This is a genomic window from Pseudomonas sp. PS01303, from assembly GCF_029959385.1.
GTDB classification, from domain to species: Bacteria; Pseudomonadota; Gammaproteobacteria; order Pseudomonadales; family Pseudomonadaceae; genus Aquipseudomonas; species Aquipseudomonas rustica.
In genome coordinates this window covers 1-5,391 of record NZ_JASCPK010000234.1, presented here as the reverse complement: position 1 = coordinate 5,391, position 5,391 = coordinate 1, and the positions used below count along the sequence as shown (strand labels likewise).

Sequence of the window (5,391 nt, the reverse complement as noted above, 5' to 3'; positions counted from 1 at the left end):
TGTAGGTGCTGCCGAAGGCTGCGATCTTTTGATCTGTTTTTGAAGATCAAGATCAAAAGATCGCAGCCTTCGGCAGCTCCTACAGGTGCGACGTACAGGAGGTCGTCGGTGAATTAGTGGTTGGCCGCGAGCAGGCGTTGGTCGACGCTGAGGATCGCGTCAACCATCGCCCGCGCCGCCGGGGTCATGGAGTAGCCGACGCGGCTGACGATGCCGTAACCCAATTGCAGCGCCGGGTCGTTGCGCGGCACATCGGTGAAATCGAGCAGATGAATCAGCCCCTGATCGACCTGCTCCCGTAACGCCTCAAGCGTCGCCAGACCAATCGCATCAGAACGCAACACCACCCGTTGAATCGCGTCAAACTGCGCGCACTCCACGCTCGGATTGAAATCCGGTTCACCCAAAATATCCGCGAGGATCTTGCGAATCATCGGCGGAATCCGCGTGCCCACCACCGGATAATCCAGCAGCGCGCGCAATTTCAAACCCTTCTGCCCGGCCAGTGGATGCCCGGCTCGGCAGAAAAACCGCCCCGGTCGCGTGCGCAGCAATTGCACGTGATACTGCGGGTCGCCGACGAAATAGCGCGCATCCGCCACCAGAAATTCGATCTGCTGCTCACGCAACCACAGCGACAATTGCTGCCAGTCACCCTGATGAAAACGCGTGCGAATCGCCGGGTGTGCCTGAATGAATTCCGCCAGCGCTTCCGGCACCAGCACCTGCGCCGGGTACGGCCCGCAACCGAATTGCAGTTCGCCGCCGGTGAGGCCGTTGAACTGGGTCAATTCGTTGTGCAACGCCTGACTGCCGGCAAGCAAACGCCGCGCATGCTGCAGCACCAGTTCACCCTGGCCAGTGAGGCGAAACTCGCGGCTGCTGCGCTCGACCAGTTCGCAATCGAGGTCACGTTCCAGCGTCTGAATGCTACGGCTGAACGCCGGTTGGCTTAGGTTGATCGCTTCCGCCGCGCGGCCAAAATTGCGGTAGTCGGCGAGGGCCACGAGGTGGCGAAGCTGGCGTAAATCCATCATGCGTCTCCTGCATTCTGCGGATACTTTTAATGCATTGGATCGATAGCACGTTGGCTGGCATAAGTACACGCCTGTCCCTCGGTAATCGTCGCCATGTCGCATCCCATGTTCGCTTCCAGCGCCTTCACCCGCACCATTCTCGGCCACGCCGAACAGTCTGGCCTGTGCCCGCAAACCCTGCTGGCACGGGCCGGAATCTGCGCATCGGCTCTCGACGGTCACGACCAGCAAATTCCTGCGCACGCGGTCGAGAAACTATGGCTTGAATGCGAGCAGGCCGGGGCTGCGCCGACGTTCGGTTGTGAATTGGTCAACGGTCTGGCGACCACTTGCCTGCAAGGCCTGAACATTCTGCTCGACTCGGCACCGACGTTGCGCGCCAGCCTCGATTGCTTTGTGGCGTTTGCGCCGCGCGTGACCAATTACGTCGCGGTCGAGTTGCAGGAGTCCGGCGATGACGCGCATTTGCACCTGCGACCGGTGCAGGGCCAAGCCCATCACTTTGGCCTCGATGCAGCAACGATTACCTTGGTGCGCAACATCGCCCGTCGACTGGGCAAGACGCCCGACGAGGTATTCGTCAGCGTCACCTTGTGCCCAGCGCAAGCCGCCGGACACTGGCTGCACAACAACGGTATTCGTGTTGAACAAGGCGCTCATCCGCGCCTGACCTTGAAGCGCTCAACCCTCGAAGAACCACTGCTCGGCGCCAATCCGTTTCTGCACCAGAGCATGCTTCGCCATTGGCAAACCGAGTCCTCCGCGCCGAGTCGCAACGACAGTCTGGAGCTGGCGCGGCACTGGCTGACCGCCGGCGATCAACCGATCGAACGCATCGCTGAACGCCTCGGTTATCGCCAGCCGAGCAACTTTATTCGCGCCTTCCGCAAACAATTCGGCATCACGCCGAAGCAGTTCCGCCTCAATCCGCTGTAAGCACGCCGATGATTGGTTTTTGTCAGCCATCGCTTGTGTGTCAGCGCTGAGGGTTGGGCACCGTGTCAGTGCTGAGCAAACCTGACCGGAGCCCAATAATGATAAGAAAAAGCTCGGTTACGCCCCAAGTCCGTCCGCGACTTGCCCGGCGTGGCCACCCCCGTACGCAACCCCTGACCCTGGCGATTCTCGCCGCACTGTCGAGCCCCGGCTACGCCACCAGTTTCGACCTCAACGAAGACTGGAGCCTGTCGACCAAAACCACCCTGACCCTGGGCAGCAGTTGGTCGACGCAGAACCCCGACAAAAGCCTGATGACCCGTGCCAACGCCCTGCAAGCACAAGGCGTGCGCGCCAATGGCACCAGTGTCAGCGCTGACGACAACCGGCTGAACTTCGAGAAGGGCGACCCGATCTCGCAGAACTTCAAAGGCCTGACCGATTTCAGTCTCGATGGACAAGGGCAGGGCGCGTTCATTCGTTTCAAATACTGGTACGACCACGCCTACGAAACCCGCAATGGCCGCTTCAAGGATTTCGACGATTCGGGTTGGGATGACCTGAGCAAGTTTCAGGGTTTCAAAACCCTCGACGCCTACGTCTGGAAAGACTTCCAGATCGCCGATCATCCGCTGAACGTCAAGGTCGGCAATCAGGTGTTGTCGTGGGGCGAATCGCTGCTGATCCAGAACGGCATCAACGTGATCAACCCCTTGGACATTTCCGCCTTCAACCGCCCCGGGGTGGAAATCAAAGAAGGCCAGTTGCCGGTGGAGATGATCTCGTTCAGCTTCGGCCTGTCCGACACCCTCAACCTCGAAGGCTTTTATCAGTACAACTGGCGCGAAAGCGCACTCGACGGTTGCGGGACTTTTTTCGCTTCCAGCGATGCGATTCAGAAGGGTTGCGGGCCGCTGTACCTGAGCCAGGTGCAGACCGATCAACAGATGCAAGCCGCCGGTTTATACGCCTATTCGCGCGGCAACGAATCGCCGTCGGACAACGGCCAGTTCGGCTTCGCGTTGCGTAACATGATCCCGGCGCTGAACGATGCCGAAGCGGCGATCTACTACATCAACTATCACTCGCGGCTGCCGTATTTCACCCTCGATGCGCGCAACACCTCGCTGCCCGGCACCTTTCCCGGCGGTATTCAGGCGCCGAGTTATGCCGCAGCGTTTCCGGAAAATATTCACCTGTACGGCATCAGCCTCAACGGTGTTGAGCCGATCAGCGGCATCTCGCTCGCGGGCGAGTTGAGCTATCGGCCGAACATGCCGCTGGCGATCAATGCGCCGGACATCAACGTCGCGGTGATCTCCGGGCCGGGCGGCAATTCTTGGGTCGATCTGCCGCCGGGTTTCAACACCAATGCCGGCAGCCGTTACGACGGCTGGGTGCGCAAAGGCGTGTGGCAGATGACCGGTTCGGCGACGCAGGCTTTCGACAACATCCTCGGTGCCACGCGTTTGAGTCTGTTCGGCGAGGCCGGCGTTGTGCATATCGACGACCTCGGCGACGAACGTCTGGGCCGCAACGCCGCGTTCGGTCGCAGCGCCCCGCGCAATGGCTCAGCGTGCAACACCGTTGCGTCGGGCGTGACCAATCAGTACTGCACCGACAAAGGTTTCGCCACCGAGTGGTCGTGGGGTTATCGCCTGCGCGCGAGTCTTGAATACAGCGACGTGTTGCCGGGGATCAACCTGATTCCGGCAGTCAACTGGCGCCATGATGTCTCCGGCTATTCCTACGATCCGCAAGGGCCGTTTCAGGAAGGCCAGCAAGCCCTCGGCCTCAGCCTGACCGGCGTCTACATGAACGATTACAGCGTTGAACTGGCTTACAACACGTTCTTCGGTTCCAACGATTACAGCACCCTCGATGACCGCGATTTTGCCTCGGTCAGCTTCAAGGCCGACTTCTAAGGAGATCCCTCATGCGACTGCAATTGTGTGTACTGGCGCTGGCCTGCAGCGTCGGACTGGCGCAAGCCAAAGGTAACGATCCGGCACCGCTGGGTAAAACCCTGACGCCGATGGGCTCGGAAATGGCCGCGAATGCCGACGGCAGTATTCCGGCGTGGAGCGGTGGCCTGGCGAGCAACGCCGGTACCGTCGACAGCAAGGGCAGTTACAGCGATCCGTATGCGGCGGAAAAACCGTTGTTCACCGTCACTGCGCAGAATCTGGCGCAGTATCAGAAATTTCTCAGCCCCGGGCAGATCGCGTTGTTCAAGCGCTACCCGGACAGCTACAAAATGAACATCTACCCGACTCATCGCAGCGCCAATCTGCCTAAAGATGTGCTGGAACAAAGTCGCGGCAACGTCGCGAAAACCAGCATGGCCGACGGCGGCAACGGCTTGCACGACTATGCGCGCGGCATTCCATTCCCGCTGCCGACCGAAGGCCTTGAGGTGATGTGGAACCACATGACCCGCTATCGCGGCGGCAGTTACGAGCGCATCAGCAGCTCGGCATTGGTGCGCGAAAACGGCGCGACCAGTTATGTGCGCAACCAGTCGCTGATCAACTTTGCCGACACGGTGTCCGGGCTGGAACCGGGCGCCAACACGCTGTTCCTGTTCAAGAGCCGCGTGCTCGAGCCGGCACGTTTGTCCGGTGAAGCGGTGCTGGTGCACGAACCGATCGACCAGGTCGCCGAGCCGCGTTCGGCCTGGCAATACCTGCCGGGGCAACGCCGGGTGCGTCGCGCGCCGATGATCGCTTACGACAACAGCGCGCGCTACAGCAACGGCCTGATCACCGCCGACAACATCGACGGCTACAACGGCGCGCCCGATCGTTTCGACTGGAAACTGATTGGCAAACAGGAGCTGTTCATCCCTTACAACAGCTACAAGATCGGCAGCCACGCGCTCAAATACGACGAGGTGATCAAGCCCAATCACATCAATCAGGATCTGGCGCGCTACGAGAAACACCGGGTGTGGGTGGTGGAAGCCACGCTCAAGCCAAACGCCCGGCACATCTACGCCAAACGCCGGTTTTATGTGGACGAAGACAGTTGGCAGATTGCTCAGTCGGATCAATACGACAGCCGTGGCGAGTTGTGGCGCAGCGGTGAATTGCACGCGATTCAGCAGTACGACCATGGCTTCACCTACAACGTGCTGGAGACGTCCTACGACCTGATTGCCGGGCGTTATTACGCCGGTGGCCTGGCCAACGAAGAGACCCAGCCAATGCGCGTCGGGTTCGCGGCGAAGACCGACGACTACACCCCGTCGGATCTGCGGCGTTGGGCTAAATAACCTCTCACCATCACACAACCCCTGTAGGAGCTGCCGAAGGCTGCGATCTTTTGATGTGGTTTTTCAAGATCAAAAGATCGCAGCCTTCGGCAGCTCCTACAGGGATTTGTTTTGAGTCTTGAGATTGTTTATGCGTCACTGGAT

At 59.9% G+C, this 5,391-nt stretch carries 4 protein-coding genes; 3 read left to right on the top strand and 1 reads right to left on the bottom strand.

Going from position 1 to position 5,391, the window contains the following annotated elements; all coding sequences use genetic code 11:
• Window positions 1-113: 113 nt before the first annotated feature.
• Window positions 114-1,034, bottom strand: coding sequence for a LysR family transcriptional regulator (locus QMX93_RS29510; RefSeq protein WP_282359086.1), 921 nt, complete (start codon window positions 1,032-1,034; stop codon window positions 114-116).
• A gap of 96 nt (window positions 1,035-1,130) precedes the next feature.
• On the opposite strand from QMX93_RS29510, the gene QMX93_RS29505 reads away from it, so the two are divergent.
• The 3 genes from QMX93_RS29505 to QMX93_RS29495 all read left to right on the top strand — a co-directional run bounded on the left by QMX93_RS29505 (window position 1,131) and on the right by QMX93_RS29495 (window position 5,247).
• Window positions 1,131-1,973, top strand: coding sequence for an AraC family transcriptional regulator (locus QMX93_RS29505; RefSeq protein ID WP_282359084.1), 843 nt, complete (start codon window positions 1,131-1,133; stop codon window positions 1,971-1,973).
• A 98-nt stretch (window positions 1,974-2,071) separates the two neighbouring features.
• Window positions 2,072-3,898, top strand: coding sequence for a DUF1302 domain-containing protein (locus tag QMX93_RS29500; protein ID WP_212546142.1), 1,827 nt, complete (start codon window positions 2,072-2,074; stop codon window positions 3,896-3,898).
• Window positions 3,899-3,909: 11 nt separating this feature from the next.
• Window positions 3,910-5,247 (top strand): DUF1329 domain-containing protein, encoded by a 1,338-nt coding sequence (locus QMX93_RS29495; protein WP_053119160.1) that lies wholly within the window; start codon window positions 3,910-3,912, stop codon window positions 5,245-5,247.
• Window positions 5,248-5,391 lie beyond the last annotated feature (144 nt).

Excerpts from the sequence above, each read along its gene's own strand:
- QMX93_RS29510 (WP_282359086.1), bottom strand. The coding sequence starts at position 1,034 with ATGGATTTACGCCAGCTTCGCCACCTCGTGGCCCTCGCCGACTACCGC.
- QMX93_RS29500 (WP_212546142.1), top strand. The coding sequence starts at position 2,072 with ATGATAAGAAAAAGCTCGGTTACGCCCCAAGTCCGTCCGCGACTTGCC.
- QMX93_RS29505 (WP_282359084.1), top strand. The coding sequence starts at position 1,131 with ATGTCGCATCCCATGTTCGCTTCCAGCGCCTTCACCCGCACCATTCTC.
- QMX93_RS29495 (WP_053119160.1), top strand. The coding sequence starts at position 3,910 with ATGCGACTGCAATTGTGTGTACTGGCGCTGGCCTGCAGCGTCGGACTG.